We start from the raw sequence: 22,646 nt of genomic DNA on the forward strand, positions 1-22,646 counted from the left end.
CGGCAAGGGATGGCGCAAGGTTCCCGGGATCAGGACGGATATCGCTCGTCGAGGATGCGCAGGCCTTCCGCGAATTTCGAACCGTCGCCGCCCATCTGGCGCATCTGGGCAAGATTATCGGTGAGGTCGGCGCGCTTCACGGGCCGGGCAAGCGGGTTTTCGATCGAGCGGCGGACGAAGGCGAAATATTCCTCGCCGTCGCGTTTGCTCATCGCGTCCACGGCATCGACGACCGCTTTTGAAAAGCCTTCTTCGCGCAGCCGCTCGAACGTCCAGCCAGGGCCTTTCTCGACCACATCATGCAGCCAGGCGATCTGTTTTTCGTCCTCGCCGGCCACGTTTTCGGCGACGCGCCTGACATGGTCGATGAACGGGCCGCCGGTTTTCGACGACTGTCCTTGATGGGCCTGCGTCGCGATGACAATCGCCTTGTCGATCAGTTCCGACATTTGTCTGTCTCCCGTCCGCTGGGCGGCTCTACAGGGTCCGCGCCCGACGACAATGCGTCAATTGCGATCTTCTTCGAACTGAGGGACGGGAAGCGGGCTCAGCCAGTTCTCCCTTCGCTTCACCCATATTTCGTAGACCGGCTCGAGATCGGTCGGCGCCATGTCGAGCGATCCGACGCGGATCTCGATCTCGTCGCCGTCGCTCTCGTTGAAGACGCGCGAGCCGCATTCGGGGCAGAAGCCGCGGCCATGGAAATACTTGACCTCGCCTTTGCTTTCAAAGCCATGCCGCGGCCAGATGCCGAACGTGACGAAGCTCGAGCCACTTTCCTTGCGGCAATCGGCGCAATGGCAAAGCCCGATCCTGACCGGCGCATCCTTCACCGAATACCGCACGCTTCCGCAAAGGCAGCTTCCAGACCGGATGATCATACTCGCTCCTCCTTCTTCCTCGCCCGGAAATGCAGTTAGGGCAGGGGAGGATGAAGGGAAGAGATCAGGCGGGTTCAGGTGCAGGGTCGATGGCGCTGACGACACGCGAGACGATTTCGTTCATGGTCGCCTCGTCCAGCGTCTCGATATATTGCGCGGTTTTCTGCTGGATGCGGGCGGGAATGTCGAAGCTGCGGACCTGGTTGCAAACGGCGATGCCAGTCGTGTCATGGCCGGAAATCGCCACCGCAAGACCGACATCGCGGATAAAAGCCCCACCGGTGGTGATGGGCACCGTCATGCTGACGCCCAACCTGTTGATCTCGATCGGCGTGATGACAACGAAACGATGCCGGTTCTTCATTTCCCGGCCGGCGACGGGGTTTGGGTCGATCCAGTAGACATCGCCGCGCCTCGGCACGTTGCTGCGGATCATCAGATCTCGTGCCCTATAGGATCGCCTTCCTGAGCATCGGCGACCGCGGCATTCAGCGTCGCCATGGCCTCGCTCCCCTTCAGCAATTCGCTGAGGGTGTAGCGCTTGCGGCCGCTCTCGACAGGACGGGCGATCAACTCACCATTGGCGACGTCGAGCGTCAGTTGATCGCCGACTTCGGTATGCATCAGCTTCAACAGGGCCGGCGGGATGGTAATCACCGCAGCACCGCCTTGGCGTCGGATTTTGGTGGTGACCGGCATGGTTTGCTCCTGAAAGTGCTACATATGTAGCATGTTCTTGCGCGGCAGCAAGGTCGAAGTGGGTTTACGCGCGTCGCTGGGCCACTCGATGGCGGCTCGGGATGCCAGATGGAACAGAATGGCTCAGCCGGCGTTCGAAGCGAGCATTCAGATGGATCGTCGCCATGCGCTCATTTCTCGCCTCTGCCGCGTTTATCGCCTCCGCTTTTTCGCCGGGCTTCGTTTTGGCTGCCGAAAGCGATTTCCTGAAAACACTTGCCGGCAACTGGAGCGGCAAGGGCACGGTTCTGACCCGCATCGGGGCAAGTCCCATCAATGTCACCTGCAGCTTCACCTCGACGGCCGGGGCGACTACCCTTTCGATGCAGGGAACCTGCCGCGGCCTGCTGGTCATCCGGCGCAGCATATCGGCCGACCTGCAGGCTTCGGAAAACGGTTATAGCGGCACGTATCTCGGACCGTCCGGCCAGCCTTCGGTGCTTTCCGGCAACCGCCGCGGCAATGCGATCAATCTCGGCGTCCGCTGGGCGAGGGTGATCAACGGGGATCGGGTTGCCAACATGACGATCGAGAAGATCGGTGACGACCGCCTCCGGCTTCAAACGGTCGACAAGGATCTTTCGAGCGGCAAACCGGTGGTGACCAGTCGCATCGATCTCAGCCGGTGATCATCCGACGTCGGCGGTTTCGTTTATTCCACCTGGCCGAGCTTGCCGGGGTTCATGATGCCCTTCGGATCGATCGCCGCCTTGATGGCGTTCATCATGTCGACGGCGTCGCCGTGTTCGCGGCGGAGATATTTCAGCTTGGAAATGCCGATCCCGTGCTCGCCGCTGAACGTGCCGCCCATGTCCATGGCGCGCTGGTAGAGCCGTTCGGCGAGGCGTTCCGCTTCGGCCAGTTCTTCGGGGATTTCCGGCTTGATCAGGTAGCCGACATGGAAATTGCCGTCGCCGACATGGCCGATGATCTTGCCCATGACCAAGGAATTATCGATATCCTCGCGGGCGGCAAGCACCGCTTCGGCAAGCCGCGAGATCGGCACGCAGACGTCCGTCGTAAACGCCTTGCAGCCGGGGCGCAGCGTCTGGTTGGAATAGATCGTCTCGTGGCGCGCCTTCCACAACCGTTCGCGGTCCTCGGTGCGGGTCGACCATTCGAAGTCCGAGCCGCCGAACTCGTCGGCGATTTCGCGCACAGTGTTCGACTGTTCTTCCACCCAGCGCGGGCTGCCATGGAATTCGAGGAAGAGGGTGGGGGCGAGCCTGAGGGTGAGGCCTGCATGCCGGTTGGCGGCTTCGACCGCCACTTCGTCGAGGAACTCGATCCGGGCGACCGGGATGCCGCTCTGGATGGTCGCGACGACGGTTTCGACGGCGCCGCGCATCGTCTCGAAGGCGCAGACGGCAGAGGCGATGGTTTCCGGGATCGGGTGCAGCCTGACGGTCACCTCGGTGATGACGCCGAGCGTTCCTTCGGCGCCGACATAGAGCTTGGTCAGGTCGTAGCCGGTGGAAGACTTCTTGGTGCGGCGGCCGGTGGTGATGATTTTTCCTTGCGGGGTGACGACGCGCAGCGCCAGCACGTTTTCGCGCATCGTGCCATAACGCACCGCCGTGGTGCCGGAGGCGCGTGTCGAGGCCATGCCGCCGAGCGAGGCATCTGCGCCGGGGTCGATGGGGAAGAACAGGCCGGTATCGCGGATATGGGCGTTGAGCTGCTTGCGGGTGACGCCGGCCTCCACCTGCACGTCGAAGTCCTCGTGGTTGACCGCGACAATCTTGTTCATGCGGGTGAGGTCGAGCGAGATGCCAGCCTTCAGCGGGATCGTATGCCCCTCCATCGACGAGCCTGCCGCGAACGGCGTCACCGGTATGCCCGCCTCGAAACAGGCCGAGACGACGCGCGCCACCTCGTCCTCGTTTTCGGCATAGACCACCGCATCCGGCAGCCTTGTCGGCTGCCGGGACATGTCGTGGCCGTGATGCTCGCGCACCGCTTCGGTGGTCGAAAGCCGGTCGCCGAAATGGAGCTTCAGGGTGTCGAGGGTGGATTGCAGGGAGGTCATTTTTTCTCACCCGTCAGCATGCGGTGGTAGCGCGAACGGGCGATTTCCTGCGTGGTGATGAATTCGAGGAGGACCGGCACGCCCTTTTGCGTCTGCTCGATGCCGCGCTTGATCGCCGGAATGATCTGATCCGGCTCGGTGACGCGTTCGCCGTAACCGCCGAGCGCGCGGGCAAAGGCGGCGTAGTCGCCGGAAATGTCGGTCGAGCGGTATTTCTCGGTCGAGACCTTCATGATCGGCAGTTCCATCGCCATCGAGAAATTGTTGAGCAGGATGGACAGGATCGGCAGGCGCTCGCGCACCGCGGTTTCGAAATCCATGCCGGTAAAACCGATCGCCGCATCGCCCCAGACATTGATGCAGAGCTTGTCCGGATGCATCAGCTTGGCGCCCATGGCGAGGCCCAGGCCATAACCGAGCTGGGTTGTCTTGCCCCAGCCGATATAGGTGAGCGGCTTTACCGACTTCCAGAACGGCGAAAGCTGGTCGCGCGGGCTGCCGGCGTCATGGGTGATGATGGTGTTTTCGATATCGACCGTGTGCTGCAGGTCCCAGAGCACGCGATAGGGCGACAGCGGCTTGCTGTCGGAGGTGAGCTTCGGCATCCATTCGGAAAGCCATTCCTCCTGCACCTTGGCGATCTCGGCGGCGATTTCCGCATGGTCGCGCGGAGAAACCTTGCGGGCTTCCAGTTCGGCAAGCACCGCGTCGAGCGTCAGCGCCGCGTCGCCGACCAGCGCCACCTTGGCTTCGATGTCCTTGTTGACGTGGTCGGGATCGAGCGTCGCGTGGATGACCGTCTTGTCGAGCGGCATCTGCACGCCGAAGGCGGTCTCGGTGAACGAGCAGCCGATGCCGAAGATCAGGTCGGAACTGTCGAGGAAGTGGCGCAGCGTCTTGGAGATCGCCGCCCCGCCGGCGCCGACCGACAGCGGATGGGTTTCCGGAAACGCGCTCTTGCCTTCGAGGCTGGTGGAAACCGGGATCGCTAGCAGTTCGGCCAGCTGTTTCAGCTGCGGCCAGGCCTGCGCGTAGTGAATGCCCTGGCCGGCATAAAGGATCGGCCGCTTGGCGGCGAGCAGCAGGTCGACGGCGTCGCGCACCGCGATCGGGTCCGGCCCGTAGCGGGTGGAAAGAACCGGCCGGTAGTTCAGCGGTTCCGGCACCTCGTCCTGCCACATGTCGTTCGGGATCTCGACCAGAACCGGACCGCCGCGGCCATTGCGCAATTTGGAGAAAGCGCGTCGAAAAATGTTCGGGATCTCGGCGGCCGAGGTGATCGGCTCGGCCGACTTGGTGATGTCGCGCATCGAGCGGGTCGCGTTGTAGTTCGGGTCGACATGCGCGACGCGGCGCTCGTAGCCCATCGGCAGTACCAGCAGCGGCACGGATTCGGAATAGGCCTGGGCGATGCCGCCATAGGCGTTTTCCGTGCCCGGTCCGAGCTGCATGGCAAAGACGCCGATCGTCTTGCCGGACGAGAGGCGCGACATGGCGTCGGCCATATGCAGGCCGTGGCGCTCCTGGCGCACGATGATCGGGCGGATATCGCCCATGGCCGCGTGTTCGAGAACGTGGTTCACGGGGTAACCGCAGATGACCTCGATCCCCTCGCGTTTCAGAATTTCCACGATGGCGTCGGCAACTTTCATGGCTTTCTCCTCCCCGGAGACATGGTCGATTAGAGGTGCGGTTGGAAGTCCTGTGCGGTCCAGGCACCGGGATGGCGCACGGGCGCGCGACGGGCCTGGTCGGTATTCAAAAGCCCGCTCTGGCCGAGCGTGATGCGGTATTCCTCGATGAAGGCCTGCGCCATATGGGCGGCGCCATGGTCTCCGAGTGCGGCAAGCCCGAGCATGAACGCGCGGCCGGCAAACGACGAATGGGCGCCGCAGGCAATTGCGCGCGCCATGTCGACGCCGGAGACGACGCCGCTGTCGAACAGGACCGTACCACGGGTGCCCACGGTGCGGGCGATTTCCGGCAGAACGTCGATCGTCGCGGGCGCCGCATCGAACTGACGGCCGCCGTGGTTGGAAACGACCACGCCGTTCAAGCCGAGTTCCAGCGCCTTTTCGGCGTCAGCCGGATGCATGACGCCTTTGACCATCATCGGCCCCGGCCATCCGTCGCGCAACCGGGCGATCTGCTCCCAGGGAAAGCCGCCGCCGATATGTTTCTGCACGAAGGCGGAGGTGGTGACGCGGTCCGGCGCGCCGGCGAAACCGGCCATGTTGGCGAAGGTCGGCATGCCCTTGCGGCGGATCGCATCCAGCCAGAAGGGAGCCATCGCCGCCGCGAGCATCGTCTTCGGCGTCAGCTTGAAGGGCATGGTGAGGCCGTTGCGAAGATCGCGCGGGCGCTTGGCGCGCACCGGCACGTCGAGCGTCGCGACCAGAACCTTGGCGCCGGCGATGCGGGCGCGATCAGCCATTTCCAAGCTGTATTGGTGGTTGTTCGGTGCCATCGGATAGAGCTGGAACCAGGTGACATCTGGCGCCCATTCCACGACCTTTTCGATGGTCGCGCAGGCCAGCGTGCCGACCAGGTAAGGGATGTTGTGGGCTTGGGCGGCCTTCGCGAACTGTTCGGTGGCGCCCGGCCACATCATGCCGTCGAAGCCGATCGGCGAGATGCCGATCGGGGCGGCATAACGATGGCCGAAGAGCTCGACCGAGGTGTCGACGGTGGACACGTCCAGGCCGTAGCGTGGCACGACCTCGACCGCCTGCAGGGCGGTCCGGTTGCGGTTGAGGCCGGTCTCGTCGCCTGCGCCGCCCTGGAGGAATTCGTAGGCGAACCGCGGAATGCGCCATTTCGCCCGTTTTTCGAGATCGCCGACCATCGGATAACGCCGGCGGAGTTCCTCCAGCGTTTCTGTCGTCCTTGCGTCGTTCCCGGCTCCCCCCATGACCGACGCCTCCTAGTATGAAACCATGACTTCGATCATGGCCTGCTGGCCACTCCTGGTCGCGGCCAGTGCCCGCTGCAGCGCCGCCGGAAGGTCGGCGCCGGTCTCGACGCGTTCGGCATGGGCGCCGTGGGCGCGGGCGACGGCCGCGTAATCCGGGGCCGGATCGAGCGCGGTGATCGGCATGGTGTTGGCGGTCGCAGCACTTCCGTCCGGATACATGTAGAGCGTCGAGCGGCGCACGGCGTTCCAGATGCCGTTGTTGAAGACGACCGTCAGCAGCGGCAGTTTCAGCGCAGTCGCCGTCTGGTGGCAGGCGACGGGATTGGCGAACATGTAGGACCCGTCGCCGATCGTGGCGATCACCTGCCGGCTGCGGTCTCCAAGCTGGGCGCCGAGCGCTGCCGTGAGGCCGAAGCCGAGACCGCCGGACAGCGGGGTCGAGAAGTAGGATTTCGGATATTTGAAGCTCATCACCGACGGGTCGATGCCGAGTTCGTTCACGACGGTCGTCCTGTCGTCCAGGATATCGGAGATGCAGCGGCTGACATAGGCCGGTGTCATCGGCGAACCGTTGCCCATGGCGGCGCGCTTGTCGGCCGCCTCGGCCTGGGCCGCCTTGATCTTCGCCCACTTTTCGCGGCGCTCGGAGAAGGTTTCCGATGCAGGCACGCGCTCGGCCATCGCAGCGGCAAGCGCTGCGATTGTCTTGTTGACGCCGCCCGCAAGCGCGATGTCGATCGGGAAACTGCGGATCGGTACGCGGCTATGCTGCGGGTCGGGGCCGACGGCGATGACCTTGGCGCCTTCGGCTATGTCCGTATGGTCGGAAATCCACGGCACCGCGGCATTGATCACGACCACGACGTCGGCTTCCTTCAGGACCTGGGTGGAGTCGCGGCCAATCATCATCGGATGGTCGCTCGGCAGTGCCAGGCGGGTTGCCCACATCTCGATTGTCGGCAGCGCGAACTTCTCGACGAAGCCGGCGAGCGGCTCGAAATCGGGAGCGAGCTCCGGGCTCTGGGTGATGATCAGCGGTTTTTTTGCCTTGGCGAGCAGGTCGGCAGCCTGGGCGACCAATTCCGGGTCGGCCGGACCGTAGGTGGTCGGGGTGACCGTCGAGCGGTGGCTGATCTCGACTTCCGCACCTTCGGCCAGCGCCTCGCGCGGCAGGCTCAGATAGACGGGGCCACGCGGCTCGCTCATGGCGATGCTCATGGCGCGGTCGATGACGATGCCCGCCTGTTCCGGATACCGCAGTTCATAGTCCCATTTGACCACTTCGCGGACCATGCCGCCCTGGTCGAACATTTCCTGGCCCCAGTGGATCGGCGAGGAACGCGAGCCGAAGCGGCCATGTTCGGTGATCGGCGTGCGGCCGGAGAACATCATCACAGGCACGTTTTCCGACCGGGCGTTGATCAGGCCCATGACCGAGTTGGCAAGCCCGACATTGACGTGGACGATGACGCCGGCCGGTTTTGACGTCATCAGGTAATAGCCATGCGCCATGCCGACTGCGACACCCTCATGCGGGATGACCAGGGCTTCCGGCATTTTCAGGCCGGTTTCCGGCTGGCGGGCAAACGCCTCGATGATCGACGGAAAGTCGGTGCCGCCGTTGGCGAACAGGACATCGATGCCGGCGGCCTTCATGTGGGTCAGGACAGCTTCGGCGGCGAAGGTGCCGGTCGGTTTTTCGTGTTTCATGCTGCAATCCTTTTGGAAATTCTTGAAAACCGCCGGGAACTCGTCCTCAGGTAATGCTAACCGTCTTGGTGACCATGTAGGCATCGACGCCCTCGATCCCGACTTCAGAACCGTGACCGCTCGCTTTCACCCCGCCGAACGGCGTTTCCGGCATGGAGATATTGAAGGAATTGATGCCGACCATGCCCGCTTCCAGCGCGTCGGAAAGTTTTGCGATGGTCTTGTGCGAATTGGAGAAGGCATAGGCCGCAAGGCCGTAGGGCAGTTCGTTCGCCTTGGTGATCGCATCGTCGAAATCCGAGAAGCGGTTGAGCACGGCGACCGGGCCGAATGGCTCCTCGCTCATGATCCGCGCATCGCCCGGCACGTCGGCGAGAACGGTCGGGGCATAGAAAAAGCCTTCGTTGTTGATGCGATGGCCGCCAGCGAGTAGCTTTGCGCCTTTGGAAGTGGCGTCCTGCACCAGCGCCTCGATTGCGTCGCGGCGGCGGCCGTGGACCAGCGGTCCCATGCCGGTCGCCGGATCGAGGCCGTCGCCGACCGTGATCTTCGCGGCACGCTCGGCAAAACCGGCGCAGAAGGCGTCATAGGACTTGTCCTGCACGTAGAAACGGGTCGGCGAAACGCAGACCTGGCCGCCGTTGCGATATTTGCGCTGTACCGACATGTCGAGCGCCGCGGTCTGGTCGGCATCATCGAAAACAAGCACCGGCGCATGGCCGCCAAGTTCCATCGTGGTGCGCTTCAGGCTTTCCGAGGCAAGCCGAATGAGGTGCTGGCCGACCGGAACCGAGCCGGTAAACGAGATCTTGCGGATGATCGGCGAGGCGAGCAGGTGGCGCGAGATGAAGTCGGGCACGCCGTAGACGACCGCGATGACGCCGGCTGGAACGCCCGCATCGATAAGGCACTGGGCGACGGCGGCGGCAGACGCCGGGGCCTCTTCGCCGGGCTTGTAGATCATCGTGCAGCCGGCAGCGAGCGCCGAGCCCATCTTGCGGGCGGCATTGCCGACCGGGAAATTCCACGCCGAAAAACCAGCGGTCGGGCCGACCGGTTCCTTGACGACCTGAAAGCGGGTTTCGCCGATGCGGCCGGGAATGACGCGGCCATAGGTGCGGCGGCCTTCCTCGGCGAACCACTCCATTTCTTCCGTGGCGAAATGGGTTTCCAGCCGCGCTTCGGCGATCGGCTTGCCCATTTCGAGCGTCGCGAGTGTGGCGATCTCCTCCTGCCGGTCGTGCATCAACTGGGCTGCGCGCTTCAGGATGCGGCCGCGTTCGCGCGGGCTGGTCGCACGCCATAGCGGAAAGGCTCGGCTTGCGGCTTCGAGCGCCCGGTCGAGATCCTGGGCAGTCGCATGTGGTACCATGCCGATGGCCTTTTCGGTGGCCGGGTTGATCAGCGGCTGCGTCTTGCGGTCGCCATTCTCCAGCCAGACGCCGTCGATCAGGAGACGCGCGGATTGGTAGCCGTCGGACGAACGGGCTGGATTGGTCGCGATGTTCATGGTCGTCTCCTCCGATTTCATTAGACGAGTGCGTTTGGCATTCGTCAATTTCGGGCTTTTCTCGAACCCGGCTTCCTCGTCCACTTCAAGGGGATAAAGCAGGGAGCCTGATATTGTCAATTCCGACGTTCACGTCGGCTCAAATAGCCACCGTACCGCCGTCGATCGGGATTACCGCGCCGGTCATGAAACTCGACGCCTTCGATGCCAAAAGCAGGGCGAGGCCCATGATCTCGTCGGTCTCGGCGATGCGACCGAGCGGCACGGTATCGGCGAAGGCCTTTTCCACCTCCGGCTCGCGGATGCGGCCGCCGGCGATATTGGTGCGGAACGGGCCCGGCGCAATGCCGTTGACGAGCACGTTATAGGGCGCCAGCTCCCAGGAGGCCTGCTTGACGAGGTTGACAACGGCGCCTTTGCTGGACGCATAGGCGTAACCGGTCATCGGATCGCCCCGCATGCCGGCGATCGAGGCGATCGCGACGATGCGGCCTTGCCTCTGCTTCTTCATATGCTTTGAAGCGGACTGGATAGCGACGAAGGTCGCGGTGAGGTTCACGTCCACCACCCGGTTCCACAGCTCGTCGCTGACATTTTCGATCGCACCCGCCTCGGTGCGGGAATTCGGCCCGCCGCTGATGCCGGCATTGGCAACGAGGATATCGAGGTGTCCGTGCTTTTGCGCAATGCCGTCGATCGTGTTGCGCAGGCTTGCGCTGTCGGAGACGTCGACCTGATGGCTCTCGGTAGAAAAGCCCTGGCCGTTCAGCCATCGATAGGCGGCGGCAAGCGCCTCGGCGTCGAGATCGATGAGCGCCACATGGGCACCGTTGGCGGCAAGCGTCTTGGTGATGGCGAGCCCCAGGCCGCTCGCGGCGCCCGTCACAATCGCCACCTGGCCTTTGAGATCAAACAGTTTTTCGGCCTGCATTTTTGTCCTCCCTAAGTCTCCTCGCTCTTGCCCGGAGCGCCCCCTCACCCTGCCTCCGCTTCGCTCGGCCACCCTCTTCCCGAAGGGAGAGGGGGTGCGGCGGCGGTGCGGCATATCTCTTCCCCAGCGGGAAGAAGGTGCCGGCAGGCGGATGAGGGGATCTTCGAGCAACCGTCCCGCGGCTCAACCCACCCCGCCAACCTTGTATGCAATTTCCAAAGATGCAAGTTAGAAATTTGCTATTATCAATCAAAATTTGACAGAGTCATATTGACGCTCTCCGAAAGGTTATACAGATTGCCGCCATTCGCGGGTGCCGAGGAGCGCCTGCTTTAACGGTTGTCAGGTCCCGGGGAGGGTGAAACACCGATGAGCTTTACCGAAAGCTTTGAAACCGTCACCGGCACGAAGATCCGGCTCATGCGGAAAGGTACCGGTTCGCCGCTGCTCTTCCTGCATGGCGCGAGCGGCGCCTCGCGCTGGCTGCCCTTCATGGACAAGCTCTCCGAAACCCATGAGGTGATCGTGCCGGAACATCCGGGTTTCGGCGCCTCCGACAGTCCCGAATGGCTGGACAACATTTCCGACCTCGCCTTCTTTTATCTGGACGTCCTCGACCATCTCGGCCTTGAGAAGGTCAACCTCGTCGGCACGTCGATCGGCGGATGGCTGGCGGCCGAGATCGCCATCCGCAATGCGACGAAACTCGGCACCCTGACCGTCGTGGCGCCGGCCGGCATCCGGGTGAAGGGCGTGCGCAAGGGCGACGTCTTCATGTGGAACCCGGAGGAGACCGCCCGCAACCTCTTCCACGACCAGGCGTTTGCCGAAGCAATGCTGGCGGCCCCACCGCCGTTGAAGAAAGGGATGGAAATCCTTCTCAGGAACAAGCTGACCACGGCCAAGCTCGCCTGGGAGCCGCGTTTTCTCAACCCGGACCTCCACAAGTGGCTGCATCGCGTGTCGGTGCCGACGCTGATCGTCTGGGGCGACGACGACAAGGCAATGCCGGTCGGTTACGCACCGGCCTGGCGCGACCTCATTCCCAATTCGCGGCTCGAGATCATCGAGAACTGCGGGCATCTGCCGCAGATCGAAAAGGCCGACCGTTTCGTCGAACTGGTCAATGGCTTCATCGGGGAGGTTACGCGATGAAATTCTACTTCATGCACCTGATGCCCTATGCGGATCTCGATCTGTCCTATGACGAGAAGCACAATTCCGCCTGGGTCACCCTGCCGAACACCTATTACGACCCGAAAAAGGGCCACCAGCTCTACAACCGTTATCTGGACGAACTCGAATATGCCGATCAGCTCGGTTTCGACGGCATCTGCGTCAACGAGCACCATTCGAACGCCTATGGCCTGATGCCGATCCCCGGCGTCATGGCCGGCGCGCTCGCCCGCCGCACCAAGAACGTCAAGATCGCCATTCTCGGCCGGGCGCTGCCGCTCTTGAACAACCCACTGACCGTGGCGGAAGAATTCGCGATGGTCGACAACATTACCGGCGGCCGCCTGATCGCCGGCATGGTGCGCGGCATCGGTGCCGAATACCACTCCTGGGGCGTCAACCCGGCCTTCAGCCACGAGCGGTTCCAGGAGGCGCATGACCTGATCCTGCAGGCCTGGACGCAACCGGGTCCGAGCGTCTTCGAAGGCAAACACTACAATTTCGAATACGTGAACGTCTGGCCGCGGGTCTACCAGGACAATCCGCATCCGCCGATCTGGATCCCGAGCCAGGGTTCCAGCGAAACGATCGAATGGGCCGCCCATCCGGACCGCAAATACACGTATCTCCAGACCTTCGCCTCGGTCTCGACCGTCGCCCGCTACATGAAGATGTATAAGGACGTTGCGGCCGGCTACGGCTACGAGGCGGCGGAAGACCAGCTCGGCTGGTCGCTGCCGCTTTACGTCGCCGAGACCGACGAGATCGCTCGGCGAGAAGCCAAGGACCATATCGAGGCCTTCCTGCAGAAATTCCTGCGCATGCCGATGGAGATGCTGCTGCCGCCGGGCTATACCTCGGTGAAGTCCATGGTCGGGGCGATGTCGGCCAAGGCCGGCCATTCGATGAAGCAGACGATCGACAGCGTCATCGAAGAGGGCAAGTTCATCTGCGGCAGCCCGGCGACGGTGCGCGAGAAGCTGGAAGAATATCAGGCCCAGATCGGCTTCGGCCATCTGCTGACGCTTCTCCAGTTCGGTACGCTGCCGGCCGAGCTAACCCGCAAGAACATGGAGATCTACTCCAAGGAGGTCATGCCGTATCTGCGCAATGTGACCGCCAGGCGGGTGGCCTGAGGAGGGGATGCCAATTTGATGATTTTGATAAGCCTATGAAGCCTTTGGGCGTAGTCATATCACCCAAGGTTCATCTTGATGTGTGGTCGCGATTGTCGTCATTTGAGGCGCAGGACCGCACAATTGTCACCCCCCAGTCGCTGCGGTCTTAGCGGCCGGCGCCCCAAAAGCCGGCCGCTCCCCTCGGGGCTATACCCCTTGTGCTAGGTCTTTTGGACGAATTGAGGACTTTTCAGTCCGGAGTACAATGGCATTCTCCTAAGTCGAGCGTAGAAGAGGTTACGTCTTAGGAGAGGCCCGCGCAGGGGGAAAGGCGCGGGCCTTTTTATTTGTGCAGCACAGCATCAAAAAGGTGATGCTATTTACAAAATTTCATGCATGTTCGCCGCGGGCTGGGGCGAGACATGAATCCAAAAAACAACGATGGGTGCTCGGATAATCTTCCGATCGGAGACGATTATTCAGAGTTTACCGATGGCGAACTCGAAGATCTCGCTTTTGTGCTGATCGAGGCACTGACAATTCCGCCGCTATCGGTCTGTTGCAGGTCGGGTGCTGCGGAGCCTGCCCCACAACTGCCATCGGAATGAATTCACCATCGTCAGCATGGCCTCGGTGACCGGATTCTTCCACCGGCAGGCGATAGTCCGGTATTTTCCCCGCAACGTCTGTGTTAGGAGGCGTCCCGCACGAGACGATGAGATAGGCCGATGCTTCCCTGGATCCAGCTTGACCGCGCAACCATTCCCGGCGAGGGCGGCGAACTGCGCCTGAAGCAGCGCGGGGCGGAATTTTCGATCATGCTCGGCTCGACCGAGCTGATGAACAGCCGGCTGAGCGGTTCGGAAGAGGCGCTGGCGACGCTCTCCTGCGAGCGGATTGCCGGCCGGAAAAATACCCACATGCTGATCGGCGGCCTCGGCATGGGGTTTACCCTGCGGGCGGCCCTGGGAGCCCTGCCGGACGATGCCAGGGTGACCGTCGCGGAACTGGTTCCGGCCGTGGTCGACTGGGCGCGCGGGCCGATGGCGGAATTTCACAAGGGCACGCTCGACGATCCGCGTGTCAATATTCATGTCGGTGATGTCGGAGCGCTGATCCGGTCGCGCAACGCAGCTTACGATGCCATCCTGCTCGATGTCGACAACGGCCCCGACGGCCTGACGCGCGCTTCCAACGACAGCCTCTATAACCACGCCGGGCTTCGGGCCGCCAAGGCTGCGCTGCGCGCCAACGGCGTCCTGGCCGTCTGGTCGTCGGCGCCGGACGCAGGTTTTACCCACCGATTGCGGGATGTCGGATTTGCCACCGAGGAGGTTTACGTGCGCGCCAACGGCAAGCGCGGCGGCCGCCACGTCCTGTGGATGGCCACCAACCGGTAGCAGATCGGCAACGGCCGGTCCGCGGGAGCCTCAACGAAAGCGGGGCTCGCGTCTCATTTCGCCCCGTCTTCATGCTCCAGCGAGCCCGAAGCGGTCGGCAAAAGCGAGAAGAGATGGGCGTTCATCGCCGCCTGCGCCCATTCCGGGTTGCGGGCCTTCAGTGCCGCGAGGATTTCCCTGTGCTGGGCGTGGGTGCGGCGCGTGCGCACCTCGACCGGCTCCGAATAGCGGTTGAATATCGAGGCCGGCAGTTCCAGCGAGGAGGCGAGGATCTTTTCAAGCCGCGGGCTTTCGGCGGCAGCGGCGATCACCGCGTGGAATTCCCCATTGAGCTTGTCGAACCCTTCAAGATGTTCGTTCCAGCCGAGTTCCTCGAACTGGGTCTCCATCAACCGTTCCAGCTCCTGCAGCCGCTGCAGGTCGGCTTCCGAAATGCGGGTGGCGGCGCGGCTGGTCGCATGACCTTCGAGAATGGCACGCAGCCGAAAGATTTCGACCGCGTCGTCAAGCGAAAAATCCGCGACGATCCCCCGCCGGTAGCGTTCCAGCACCACCAGGCCCTCGGCGTTCAGCCGGTTCAAAGCCTCTCGGATCGGCGTGCGGGAAACGCCGATCGCGACGGCAAGCTGGTTTTCGAGCAGCTTGTCGCCGGAGCGCATCTCGCCGGTGAGGATCAGGTGCCGGATGCGGTGATAGGCGGTTTCGACGGCGCTCTGCGTCGCCCCGTCCTTGGCTCCGTCTCTGGTTGTCTCGTTCGTCAAGCCGCCACCTGTTCCTTCTTCATGATGGAGGAGACTACGACAAACCATCCGCCGAGGCCAATCGACAAAAAGTGTATACCAGTTGAGGGGTCATGGCTTAATGAAGGCATAAAATCCTTGACTTTCACTTTAAAGGTATACAAATTCTCCTTGAGGCGCCTGATAAGGCAATCGGCTTCGGCCGAAGGAGGAGACCCCATGACGCAGACCCGCAAACCCTTTATCGTCGGTATCGGCGGGACCCAGCGCCCCGGCTCGAGCTCCGAGCTCGCGCTACGCTACTGTCTCCTGGCTGCCGAAAAGGCGGGCGCGGAAATCGACCTCATCTGCGGAGCAGAACTCGAGCTGCCGCTCTTCGACCCGGGCGTGACGCACCGCACTCCGGCCGCCCTTCGCCTGCTCCAGTCGCTTCGCCGTGCCGATGGCATCATCATAGCAACGCCGAGCTATCACGGCGGTATGTCCGGCACGATCAAGAACGCTATCGACTACACGGAAGACATGCGAGGAGACGTGCGCTCCTATTTCGACGGCCGCGCGGTCGGCTGCATCGTCTGTGCCGCCGGCGACCAGGCGCTGGGCGCAACGCTGATCGGCCTGCGCTCGGTCGTGCATGCGCTGCGCGGCTGGCCGACCCCTTACGCGGCGACCATCAAATCCAACGAGAAACCTTTCGTCGATGGCAAGCCGGCTCGCCGCGAGGTTGCCCAGCCACTCGAAATCGTCGCTTCGCAGGTCGTCAGCTTTGCCGAAATGGCGATGGCCAGTCGCGTCGACGACGTCGCGCCGCGCCTCGTCGCCAGCAACTGATCCAGTTTCAATCCTCGTCGTCGGATCCGTCTTGCCTTCATCCGGCGACGGTCCCAGCGGAGCTTTCCATGAAGTTCAACTTCTTCCACCTGATGCCTTATCCCGATTACGACAAGCTGCCGCATGAATGGCCGGTCAGCACGCACGGGATCGACAGCACCCGCATCCAGGCGCTCTACAACGAATATATCGACGAGATGGTCGATGCGGAGAACTACGGTTTCGACTGGGTGGGCTGCAACGAGCACCATTTCAGCCCATACGGCCTGATGTCGAACCCGAACCTGATCGCCGGCGCGCTTGCCCGCCAGACCAGCAAGGCGAAGATCGCCATTGTCGGCAACCTCCTGCCGCTCCTGAACCCGGTCCGCGTCGCCGAAGAATATGCGATGATCGATGTAATGTCGGGCGGTCGCCTGATCGCCGGCTTCCTGCGCGGCATCCCGCACGAATACATTGCCTACAACATCCCGCCGAGTGAATCCCGCAGCCGGCTGCGTGAAGCCACCGAGCTGATCATCAAGTGCTGGACCGAGGACGAGCCCTTCGGCTGGGAAGGCGAGCATTATCAGTTTCCGGCCATCTCGATCTGGCCGAAGCCAATCCAGAAGCCGCATCCGCGTATCCTGATGTCCGCCAGCAACGCGGAATCGGCCGAGTTCGTCGCCAAGATGCGCGCCATCATGGGCATCACGCTGATCCAGGACCTGTCGATCGCCAAGGCCGCCGTCGAGAATTTCAAGAAGACCGCCCGCTCCTACGGTTGGGAGCCGACGCCGGACGACATCCTGGTCGGCCAGCAGATCTGCATCGCCGACACCGACGAGGAGGCGAGGCACCACATGGCGGCCGCCCAGACCTATTTCCACCAGACGCTGATGCGGCCGCAGCGCTCCGCCCAGCAGCTCGTGCTCGGACAGAGCCGCTACTACACCGAGGCCGATGCCGGCGAAAACTTCCAGAAGCGCCTCGCAACGCTGCGCGGCCGTACGGTGGAAGAACAGATCGAAGCCGGTTCGATCATCTGCGGCAGCCCTCAATCGGTCATCAAGCAGATCAAGCGCCTGCGCCAGGAACTGGATTGCGGCCTGCTGAACCTGACGATCAAGGTCGGCAACATGCCGGGCAGCGTCGTTCGCCGCGGCATGGAACTGTTCCGCGACCGCGTCGCACCAGAAGTGGCTGGCCTGTAAGAGGAGTTTGACCCATGAGCTTTGAATTGAAGACGATCGAGCTTTCCCGCGGCAGGCTCTCCTATCATGTCGGCGGCACGGGGCAGCCGGTTGTCTACCTGCATGCCGCCGGCGGCGTGATGCTGACCGAGCCGCTGAAGGCTCTGACCGCAAACCACACGGTCTATGCACCGATCTGCCCGGGCTTCGACGGCACCGAGGGCAACGAAAGCCTGAAGACGGTGCGGGACTGGGTGGCCATGGTCGCCGAATTCGCCGAAAAGCTGGTCGGCCCGCGGTTCGACGTGATCGGCTCGTCCTTCGGCAGCTGGTCGGCCTTGTGGCTTGCCGCCGAGCACCCGAAAATGGTCGACCACCTGATCCTCGGCGTGCCGGCCGGATTCCGCTTCGAGGGCAAGGGCGGTTTGCCCGCCGATCCGGACGCGCGGTTCAAGGCGCTCTACGCCCATCCGCAGAAGATCAGGTCGACGCCGAAATCGCCTGATGTCATGGCCGCCAACGGCCGCACCTACGAGCGCCTCGCCAATAACATTCAGGTCGACGAGGCACTGAGTGCCCGCCTGCCCTCGATCGAGGCGGTGACGCTGATCCTGCTCGGTACCGAAGACAAGGTCGTGCCGGCGGAGGCCGGCGCACACCTGAAGCGCAATATCCCGACCTCGCAGCGTGCCTTCATCTTCGACGCCGCCCATTCGATCGAGGTCGACCAGCCGGAGCGCACGTTGCGGCTGTGGACCGACTTCCTGAAGCGCGGCCCCGGCTACGTGCTCAACCAGGGGCCGGAAGCCGCCTGACGTGAATCCCTTCCCAGGGAAGCTTGGCCCAGACCTCGGTCTGGGCCTTTTTTCTTGCGAGACTTTTGCACTTTCCCTCGTTTCCATCGGCGCTCGGCCATCGTCGAAAGGAAAAGCATTTCTGAAGGCCATAATTTTCAACATTGACGGATATAATATGTCTATTATGAATTGATTTGCGTTTCGCTTTAGGAAGGCCCAAGAGCCGCATGCGGAATGCCATCGTCCGGGATATGTGGGACGATGTGAATGGGAGGAATGGCATGATCGGTGAAGACGTCAGGCGCAAGGAAGACAACCGGTTGATCACCGGCAAAGGCCAGTATGCCGACGACCTCAAATTCGAGAACACGGCCTATGCCGCCTTCGTGCGCTCGCCGCATGCGCATGCGATCATCCGCAGCATCGACACGTCCGCCGCCCGCGACATGCCGGGTGTGCTCGCCGTCCTGACCGGCGAGGATATTGTCGCCGCTGGCATCGCGCCGATCCCGCATGCGATCGGCAGTTCGCAATTCGGCTCCGACATCCGCATCAAGAACTATGACGGCACCGAGCGTGCCCGCACCCATCACCAGGCGCTGCCGACCGACAGGGCCCGTTTCGTCGGCGAGGCGGTCGCCATGGTGATCGCCGAGAGCACCAATCTCGCCAAGGATGCGGCTGAGGCAATAGAGATCGACTGGGAGGAGCTGCCCGCGGTCGTGCGCGGCGTCGACGCGCTGGAAGAAGGTGCGCCGCAGCTCTGGGACCACGTGCCGGGCAACAAGGCGATGGATGGCGAAGTCGGCGACAGGGCCGGCACTGAGGAGGCTTTCGCCAAGGCCGTTCATGTCCTCGAATTCACCAGCTGGGCGCAACGCGTCACCGGTGTGCACATGGAGCCGCGTTCCTCCGCCGCCGAATACGATCCGGAGACCGGCAAGTTCACCATCCACGCGTCCGGTGGCCATGGCGTCGTGATGATGCGCGAGCAGATCGCGGCGTCTCTCGGCGTCGACATGGCCTTCGTGCGGGTCGTCGCGCCCCGCGATGTCGGCGGCAATTTCGGCACCCGCAACGCCACCTATCCGGAATTCGTGCTGCTGCCCTACGCCGCCAAGCTCACCGGCCGGCCGGTCAAGCATCAGGCGGAACGCATCGAGGCCTTCCTGTCGGACTTCCAGGGCCGCGACCTGCATGTGAAGGCCAGGCTTGCGCTCGACGAAAACGGCAAGTTCCTCGCCTTCCACTCGGTCAATACCAGCAATATCGGCGCCCATACGGTGTCCTATACGCCCCTCAACAAGGGCATCCAGCTGATGACCAGCCTCTACCGGGTGCCGGTCGCGCACGTGGAATTCCGCGCGGCGATGTCGAATACCGTGCCGACCATCCCCTATCGCAGCGCCGGCCGTCCCGAAGCGATGTACATTATCGAGCGGATGATCGACCTTGCCGCCCGCAAGTTCGGTTTCGACCGGGTGGAGCTGCGGCGCATCAACATGATCCCGGAAGAGGCTTCCCCCTATTCCAACCCGATGGGCGTCATCTACGACAATGGCGACTATATCGGCTGCATGGACAAGGTGCTCGAGATGGCCGACTGGAAAGGCTTCGAGGCGCGTCGCGCTGAAGCCCGCAAGCGCGGCATGTATCGCGGCATCGGCCTTTCCAATTATATCGAGGGCACCAGCGGCGTGCCGCGCGAGCGCGCCGAGATCACCATCGACCCGACCGCCGGCATCGTCGACGTCGTGATCGGCACCCAGAACACCGGGCAGGGGCACGAGACGGCATTCGCCCAGCTTGTCGGCTCCTTCCTCGGCGTTTCCCACGAGATCGTGCAGATCCGCGCCAGCGATACGGATTTCGTCTCGGCCGGCGGCGGTTCGCATTCCGGACGCTCGCTGCGCTTCGCGAGCATCGTCATGCACAAGGCGACTGCCGAGATCATCGAGCGCGGCCGCAAGATCGCGGCGTTCATGCTGAACGTCGCGCCGGAAGAAATCGACTTCACCGACGGCCATTTTCGCGCCCGCGGATCGAACGGCGTCGTCAGCCTGTTCGAGGCGGCGCAGGCTGCGGAAAACGATCTCGGCCTGCCGGACGAGCTGCGGGGAACGCTTGCGGCTATTTCCGACGAGACCACCCACGGGCTTGCCTACCCCTATGGCGCGGCGGTCTGCGAAATCGAGATCGATCCGGAAACCGGGTTCTTCCATATTCCGCGTTATTCGACCGTCGACGACGTCGGCAAGGCGCTGAACCCGATGATCGTCGATGGCCAGACCCATGGCGGCATCGTCCAGGGTGTCGGCCAGGCACTGTTCGAATGGTCGCATTACGACCAGGAGACCGGCCAGAACCTGTCGGCTACCTTCATGGACTATCAGGTGGCGCGTGCTTCGGATTTCCCGAGTTTCGACACCCATATCAGCGAAGTGCCGGCGAAAAGCCATCCGCTCGGTTTCCGTCCGGGTGGCGAGGGTGGTACGACACCGTCGCTCGGCGTGACGATCAACTCCATCACCGATGCGCTCGCCGATCTCGGCGTCACCCATATCGAAATGCCGGCAACGCCCTCCCGTATCTGGGAAGCGATCCGGGCGGCAAAAGCCAAACAAGAAGCGTGAGGAGAAAGCATTGTCCGACGTCCTGATCAATACCCGGGGGAACGTCCTCGAGATCACCCTCAACCGTCCCGACAAGGGCAATGCGCTGACGCCCGAGATGGCGCAGGCCATTACCGCCGCATTGAAGTCGCTGTCGCCGGAAACCCGCGTCGTGCTGATGAATGCCAAGGGCGGCGATTTCTGCACCGGCCGCAGCGCCGCCATGCCTGCCGCCGGTTCTCGTGCTACCGCGCTCGACCTGCGCACCGCGATCTCCGATCCGGTCCTCGATTTCTATGAAGTGCTGCGCGAAATCCCGGTTCCGTTCATCACCGCCATCCGCGGCAGGGCCGCCGGCGTCGGCTGCGCCATCGCGGCTCTCGCGGACGTGGCGATCGCCGCCGAAAGCGCCACCTTCCAGGTGCCGGAAATGAACCACGACATCGCTCCGACGCTGGTGCTCAATGCGCTCGCCGACCGGGTTTCCCGCGCCACCCTCGCCCGCATGGTCTTCACCCGCGACGTGATCCCCGCGACCGAAGCCAAGACGCTCGGCATCGTCGGCATCACGGTTGCCGATGCCGGCATCGACGCCGAAGTCGAACGCGTCGTCGGCCAACTCGAGAAGAACTCGGTTCCGACGGTCCGCGGCATCAAGGCCTTCCTCTCGATGAGCCCGGAAACCTCCTTCGCATCCCGTAAGGAACTGGCCGCGCTGATCAATTGCGTGGCGACGGCGGAGAAGTTCCGCTGACATAGATCCGGTAGGCAGGATCCCCTTCATCCACATGCAGGCCCCTTCTCCCATTGGGGAGAAGGGGCTGCGGAACGCGGCGGGAAATCCCGCCATGCATCGGGGAGTTAAGCCTTCTGATCGGCCGTCTAGTCCGAATGCTTCATTGACGGGGTGCGGCCTCGGCGTAGGATCGCTTTGGGGTAAAACACATTGGGCTGGGGCTGGCGTATCTTTGGAGGGTGCCATGCAGGAACCTGATATGCAGAAACTCGATGCACTTGTCGGTCGGCTGGTGGGCGATCTTGGCGCTGGCGTGTCCGGCGTTCTCGTCGTGCTCGGCGACCATCTCGGCCTGTTCCGGGCAATGATGGACGGACGGCTGCGATCCTCGATGGAGATCGCGGAAACGGCGGGGCTCACCGAACGCAATGTGCGTGAATGGCTCGCCGCCATGGCTGCGGCCGACTACATCACGTTTGATGAAAACTCCAACAAGTTCGCTATGACGCCCGAGCAGGCGATGGTTTTTTCCAATGAGGACAGCCCTGCCTTTTTCGGAGGCGCCTTCGAAATCGTCCAGTCGATGTGGATGGACGAGCCGAAGGTGGAGGAAGCCTTTCGCACCGGCCGCGGGCTCGGCTGGCATGAACACAGCACCTGTCTCTTCCGGGGCACGGAACGCTTCTTCCGGCCCGGCTACAACAGCCATCTGGTCGACGAATGGATCCCGGCACTTCAGGGCGTCAGGGAAAAGCTTGAACGCGGGGCGGAGGTCGCCGACGTCGGCTGTGGCCATGGCGCTTCGACGATCCTCATGGCCAAGGCCTTTCCGAAATCGCATTTTCACGGGTTTGACTACCATGCCCCTTCCATTGAGCGGGCGAGGCGCGCAGCGCAGGAGGCTGGCGTCGATGACCGGGTGACGTTCAGTCAGGCTTCGGCGAAGGAGTTTCCAGGGGGCAACTACGACCTCGTCGCCATGTTCGACTGCCTGCACGATATGGGCGATCCGGTCGGCGCAGGCCGTCATATCCGCGAGACGATGGCGAAGGGTGGCACCTGGATGATCGTCGAACCTTTCGCGCATGACGGTTTGAAGGACAATCTCAACCCGGTTGGGCGCGTTTATTACGGCGCCTCCACGATGATCTGCACTCCCGCCTCCATGGCCCAGGAGGTAGGCCTTGGCCTCGGAGCCCAGGCTGGGGAGATGAAGCTTCGCAAGGTGGCGCTCGACGCCGGCTATTCGCATTTCCGACGGGCGAGCGAAACTCCATTCAACATGATCTTCGAGGTGCGGGCCTGACTGTTTGGGTCTACGCGGCCGGCCGCTCCATGCGCACTGGCGGGA

Annotated in this window: 21 protein-coding genes; 10 read left to right on the top strand and 11 right to left on the bottom strand. The window is 63.0% G+C overall.

Annotation, left to right across the window (positions count from 1 at the left end):
* Positions 1-29 precede the first annotated feature (29 nt).
* The 4 genes from C5J26_RS23145 to C5J26_RS23160 form a co-directional block, all read right to left on the bottom strand.
* The gene (locus C5J26_RS23145) at positions 30-449 is read right to left on the bottom strand and encodes an HD domain-containing protein (protein WP_105403922.1); all 420 of its coding nucleotides are present in this window, start codon (positions 447-449) and stop codon (positions 30-32) included.
* 57 nt (positions 450-506) lie between these two features.
* Complete coding sequence (locus C5J26_RS23150) at positions 507-881, bottom strand: GFA family protein (protein ID WP_105403923.1); 375 nt, start codon at positions 879-881, stop codon at positions 507-509.
* Between the two features lie 64 nt (positions 882-945).
* Positions 946-1,317, bottom strand: coding sequence for a type II toxin-antitoxin system PemK/MazF family toxin (locus C5J26_RS23155; RefSeq protein WP_172724091.1), 372 nt, complete (start codon positions 1,315-1,317; stop codon positions 946-948).
* Positions 1,317-1,580: an AbrB/MazE/SpoVT family DNA-binding domain-containing protein gene (locus tag C5J26_RS23160; protein WP_105403925.1), complete on the bottom strand. Its 264-nt coding sequence runs from the start codon at positions 1,578-1,580 to the stop codon at positions 1,317-1,319. The genes C5J26_RS23155 and C5J26_RS23160 overlap by 1 nt, the downstream gene beginning before the upstream one ends.
* A 164-nt stretch (positions 1,581-1,744) precedes the next feature.
* Between C5J26_RS23160 and C5J26_RS23165 the strand changes: the two genes are divergently transcribed.
* A complete protein-coding gene (locus C5J26_RS23165; protein WP_105404034.1) occupies positions 1,745-2,248 on the top strand; it encodes a hypothetical protein in 504 nt (167 codons plus the stop codon).
* A gap of 23 nt (positions 2,249-2,271) precedes the next feature.
* Here C5J26_RS23165 and C5J26_RS23170 read toward each other — a convergent pair whose 3' ends face one another.
* The 6 genes from C5J26_RS23170 to C5J26_RS23195 all read right to left on the bottom strand — a co-directional run bounded on the left by C5J26_RS23170 (position 2,272) and on the right by C5J26_RS23195 (position 10,713).
* Positions 2,272-3,648 (bottom strand): FAD-binding oxidoreductase, encoded by a 1,377-nt coding sequence (locus tag C5J26_RS23170; RefSeq protein ID WP_105403926.1) that lies wholly within the window; start codon positions 3,646-3,648, stop codon positions 2,272-2,274.
* Positions 3,645-5,441, bottom strand: a complete 1,797-nt coding sequence (locus tag C5J26_RS23175; protein ID WP_371681946.1) for a thiamine pyrophosphate-requiring protein — start codon at positions 5,439-5,441, stop codon at positions 3,645-3,647. The genes C5J26_RS23170 and C5J26_RS23175 overlap by 4 nt, the downstream gene beginning before the upstream one ends.
* On the bottom strand, positions 5,330-6,559 hold the full coding sequence (locus tag C5J26_RS23180; RefSeq protein ID WP_105403928.1) for an alpha-hydroxy acid oxidase: 1,230 nt from the start codon (positions 6,557-6,559) through the stop codon (positions 5,330-5,332). The genes C5J26_RS23175 and C5J26_RS23180 overlap by 112 nt, the downstream gene beginning before the upstream one ends.
* A 12-nt stretch (positions 6,560-6,571) precedes the next feature.
* The gene (locus tag C5J26_RS23185; protein ID WP_105403929.1) at positions 6,572-8,272 is read right to left on the bottom strand and encodes a thiamine pyrophosphate-requiring protein; all 1,701 of its coding nucleotides are present in this window, start codon (positions 8,270-8,272) and stop codon (positions 6,572-6,574) included.
* Between the two features lie 46 nt (positions 8,273-8,318).
* Positions 8,319-9,782, bottom strand: a complete 1,464-nt coding sequence (locus C5J26_RS23190) for an NAD-dependent succinate-semialdehyde dehydrogenase (protein WP_105403930.1) — start codon at positions 9,780-9,782, stop codon at positions 8,319-8,321.
* Positions 9,783-9,921: 139 nt separating this feature from the next.
* Positions 9,922-10,713 carry an SDR family NAD(P)-dependent oxidoreductase gene (locus C5J26_RS23195; RefSeq protein WP_105403931.1) on the bottom strand — a complete coding sequence of 264 codons (792 nt, stop codon included), beginning with the start codon at positions 10,711-10,713 and terminating at the stop codon, positions 9,922-9,924.
* 369 nt (positions 10,714-11,082) lie between these two features.
* Between C5J26_RS23195 and C5J26_RS23200 the strand changes: the two genes are divergently transcribed.
* The 3 genes from C5J26_RS23200 (at position 11,083) to C5J26_RS23210 (ending at position 14,407) form a co-directional block, all read left to right on the top strand.
* Positions 11,083-11,868 (top strand): alpha/beta fold hydrolase, encoded by a 786-nt coding sequence (locus C5J26_RS23200; protein ID WP_105403932.1) that lies wholly within the window; start codon positions 11,083-11,085, stop codon positions 11,866-11,868.
* A complete protein-coding gene (locus C5J26_RS23205) occupies positions 11,865-13,025 on the top strand; it encodes an LLM class flavin-dependent oxidoreductase (RefSeq protein ID WP_105403933.1) in 1,161 nt (386 codons plus the stop codon). The genes C5J26_RS23200 and C5J26_RS23205 overlap by 4 nt, the downstream gene beginning before the upstream one ends.
* 710 nt (positions 13,026-13,735) lie before the next feature.
* Positions 13,736-14,407, top strand: coding sequence for a hypothetical protein (locus C5J26_RS23210; RefSeq protein ID WP_105403934.1), 672 nt, complete (start codon positions 13,736-13,738; stop codon positions 14,405-14,407).
* A gap of 53 nt (positions 14,408-14,460) precedes the next feature.
* Here C5J26_RS23210 and C5J26_RS23215 read toward each other — a convergent pair whose 3' ends face one another.
* On the bottom strand, positions 14,461-15,168 hold the full coding sequence (locus C5J26_RS23215; protein ID WP_105403935.1) for a GntR family transcriptional regulator: 708 nt from the start codon (positions 15,166-15,168) through the stop codon (positions 14,461-14,463).
* A 198-nt stretch (positions 15,169-15,366) separates the two neighbouring features.
* Here C5J26_RS23215 and C5J26_RS23225 point away from each other — a divergent pair, with 198 nt between their 5' ends.
* From C5J26_RS23225 to C5J26_RS23250, 6 genes are all read left to right on the top strand, one after another.
* On the top strand, positions 15,367-15,978 hold the full coding sequence (locus C5J26_RS23225) for an NADPH-dependent FMN reductase (RefSeq protein ID WP_105403937.1): 612 nt from the start codon (positions 15,367-15,369) through the stop codon (positions 15,976-15,978).
* A 68-nt stretch (positions 15,979-16,046) separates the two neighbouring features.
* Positions 16,047-17,171, top strand: coding sequence for an LLM class flavin-dependent oxidoreductase (locus C5J26_RS23230; protein WP_105403938.1), 1,125 nt, complete (start codon positions 16,047-16,049; stop codon positions 17,169-17,171).
* A gap of 14 nt (positions 17,172-17,185) precedes the next feature.
* The gene (locus C5J26_RS23235) at positions 17,186-17,965 is read left to right on the top strand and encodes an alpha/beta fold hydrolase (RefSeq protein ID WP_105403939.1); all 780 of its coding nucleotides are present in this window, start codon (positions 17,186-17,188) and stop codon (positions 17,963-17,965) included.
* A gap of 263 nt (positions 17,966-18,228) precedes the next feature.
* Positions 18,229-20,580 (top strand): xanthine dehydrogenase family protein molybdopterin-binding subunit, encoded by a 2,352-nt coding sequence (locus C5J26_RS23240; protein WP_105403940.1) that lies wholly within the window; start codon positions 18,229-18,231, stop codon positions 20,578-20,580.
* A 10-nt stretch (positions 20,581-20,590) separates the two neighbouring features.
* Entirely contained in the window at positions 20,591-21,313 is a 723-nt protein-coding gene (locus C5J26_RS23245) for an enoyl-CoA hydratase/isomerase family protein (RefSeq protein WP_172746025.1), read from the top strand.
* Positions 21,314-21,539: 226 nt separating this feature from the next.
* Positions 21,540-22,601 (top strand): class I SAM-dependent methyltransferase, encoded by a 1,062-nt coding sequence (locus C5J26_RS23250; protein WP_105403942.1) that lies wholly within the window; start codon positions 21,540-21,542, stop codon positions 22,599-22,601.
* Positions 22,602-22,646: the final 45 nt, after the last annotated feature.

The organism is Neorhizobium sp. T7_12 (genome assembly GCF_002968535.1).
In the GTDB taxonomy this organism is placed as follows: Bacteria; Pseudomonadota; Alphaproteobacteria; order Rhizobiales; family Rhizobiaceae; genus Neorhizobium; species Neorhizobium tomejilense.

What these genes read in the sequence shown, in the direction of transcription:
- C5J26_RS23145 (WP_105403922.1), bottom strand. Translation starts at nt 449, where the DNA reads ATGTCGGAACTGATCGACAAGGCGATTGTCATCGCGACGCAGGCCCAT.
- C5J26_RS23150 (WP_105403923.1), bottom strand. Translation starts at nt 881, where the DNA reads ATGATCATCCGGTCTGGAAGCTGCCTTTGCGGAAGCGTGCGGTATTCG.
- C5J26_RS23155 (WP_172724091.1), bottom strand. Translation starts at nt 1,317, where the DNA reads ATGATCCGCAGCAACGTGCCGAGGCGCGGCGATGTCTACTGGATCGAC.
- C5J26_RS23160 (WP_105403925.1), bottom strand. Translation starts at nt 1,580, where the DNA reads ATGCCGGTCACCACCAAAATCCGACGCCAAGGCGGTGCTGCGGTGATT.
- C5J26_RS23165 (WP_105404034.1), top strand. Translation starts at nt 1,745, where the DNA reads ATGCGCTCATTTCTCGCCTCTGCCGCGTTTATCGCCTCCGCTTTTTCG.
- C5J26_RS23170 (WP_105403926.1), bottom strand. Translation starts at nt 3,648, where the DNA reads ATGACCTCCCTGCAATCCACCCTCGACACCCTGAAGCTCCATTTCGGC.
- C5J26_RS23180 (WP_105403928.1), bottom strand. Translation starts at nt 6,559, where the DNA reads ATGGGGGGAGCCGGGAACGACGCAAGGACGACAGAAACGCTGGAGGAA.
- C5J26_RS23185 (WP_105403929.1), bottom strand. Translation starts at nt 8,272, where the DNA reads ATGAAACACGAAAAACCGACCGGCACCTTCGCCGCCGAAGCTGTCCTG.
- C5J26_RS23190 (WP_105403930.1), bottom strand. Translation starts at nt 9,782, where the DNA reads ATGAACATCGCGACCAATCCAGCCCGTTCGTCCGACGGCTACCAATCC.
- C5J26_RS23195 (WP_105403931.1), bottom strand. Translation starts at nt 10,713, where the DNA reads ATGCAGGCCGAAAAACTGTTTGATCTCAAAGGCCAGGTGGCGATTGTG.
- C5J26_RS23200 (WP_105403932.1), top strand. Translation starts at nt 11,083, where the DNA reads ATGAGCTTTACCGAAAGCTTTGAAACCGTCACCGGCACGAAGATCCGG.
- C5J26_RS23205 (WP_105403933.1), top strand. Translation starts at nt 11,865, where the DNA reads ATGAAATTCTACTTCATGCACCTGATGCCCTATGCGGATCTCGATCTG.
- C5J26_RS23210 (WP_105403934.1), top strand. Translation starts at nt 13,736, where the DNA reads ATGCTTCCCTGGATCCAGCTTGACCGCGCAACCATTCCCGGCGAGGGC.
- C5J26_RS23225 (WP_105403937.1), top strand. Translation starts at nt 15,367, where the DNA reads ATGACGCAGACCCGCAAACCCTTTATCGTCGGTATCGGCGGGACCCAG.
- C5J26_RS23230 (WP_105403938.1), top strand. Translation starts at nt 16,047, where the DNA reads ATGAAGTTCAACTTCTTCCACCTGATGCCTTATCCCGATTACGACAAG.
- C5J26_RS23235 (WP_105403939.1), top strand. Translation starts at nt 17,186, where the DNA reads ATGAGCTTTGAATTGAAGACGATCGAGCTTTCCCGCGGCAGGCTCTCC.
- C5J26_RS23240 (WP_105403940.1), top strand. Translation starts at nt 18,229, where the DNA reads ATGATCGGTGAAGACGTCAGGCGCAAGGAAGACAACCGGTTGATCACC.
- C5J26_RS23250 (WP_105403942.1), top strand. Translation starts at nt 21,540, where the DNA reads ATGCAGGAACCTGATATGCAGAAACTCGATGCACTTGTCGGTCGGCTG.